1 protein-coding gene is annotated in these 1,081 nt (G+C 43.6%); it reads right to left on the bottom strand.

Annotated features, from left to right (window positions below; genetic code table 11):
- Positions 1 to 389: 389 nt before the first annotated feature.
- Entirely contained in the window at positions 390 to 902 is a 513-nt protein-coding gene (locus AC5ZG1_RS43975) for a reverse transcriptase domain-containing protein (RefSeq protein ID WP_496136516.1), read from the bottom strand.
- Positions 903 to 1,081: the final 179 nt, after the last annotated feature.

The following is a 1,081-nucleotide window of genomic DNA, read 5'->3' as shown; positions in this document are numbered from 1 at the left end:
GTCATGTCCAACTCTTTGCAACCCAATGGACTGCAGCATGCCAGGCTTCCCTGTCTGTCTCCATCTCCTGGAGCTTGCTCAAACTCATCTCCATCAAGTCAGTGATGCCATCCAACCATCTCATCCTCTGTCATCCCCTTCTCCTCCTGCCTTCAATCTTTCCCAGCATCAGGGTCTTTTCAAATGAGTCAGCTCTTTGCATCAGGTGGCCAAAGTATTGGAGTTTCAGCTTCAGCATCAGTCCTTCCAATGAACACTTTGGACTGATCTCCTTTAGGGTGAACTGGTTGGATTTCCTTGCAGTCCAAGGGACTCTCAAGAGTCTTCTCCAACACCACAGTTCAAAAGCATCAATTCTTCAGCACTCAGCTTTCTTCACAGTCCAACTCTCACATCCATACATGACTACTGGAAAAAACCATAGCCTTGACCAAATGGACCTTTGTTGACAAAGTAATGTTTCTGCTTTTTAATATGCTGTCTAGGTTGGTCATAGCTTTTCTTCCAAGGAGTAAGCGTCTTTTAATTTCATGGCTGCAGTCACCATCTGCAGTGATTTTGGAGCCCCCCAAAATAAAGTCTGACACTGTTTCCACTGTTTCCCCATCTATTTCCCATGAAGTGATGGGACCGGATGCCATGATCTTCGTTTTCTGAATGTTGAGCTTTAAGCCAACTTTTTCACTCTCCTCTTTCACTTTCATCAAGAGGCTATTTAGTTCTTCTTCACTTTCTGCCCTAAGGGTGGTGTCATCTGCATATCTGAGGTTATTGATATTTCTCCCAGCAATCTTGATTCCAGCTTGTGTTTCTTCCAGTCCAGTGTTTCTCATGATGTACTCTGCATATAAGTTAAATAAGCAGGGTGACAATATACAGCCTTGACCTACTCCTTTCCCTATTTAGAACCAGTCTGTTGTTCCATGTGCAGTTCTAACTGTTGCTTCCTGACCTGCATACAGATTTTTCAAGTGGCAGGTCAGTTGGTCTGGTATTCCTATCTCTTGAAGAATTTTCCACAGTTTATTGTGATCCACACAGTCAAAGGCTTTGGCATAGCAGAAGTAGATGTTTTTCTGGA

The organism is Bradyrhizobium sp. Leo78, from assembly GCF_059512425.1.
The sequence above is the reverse complement of the archived record's forward strand: the minus strand, read 5'-3'. Positions and strand labels throughout refer to the sequence as shown.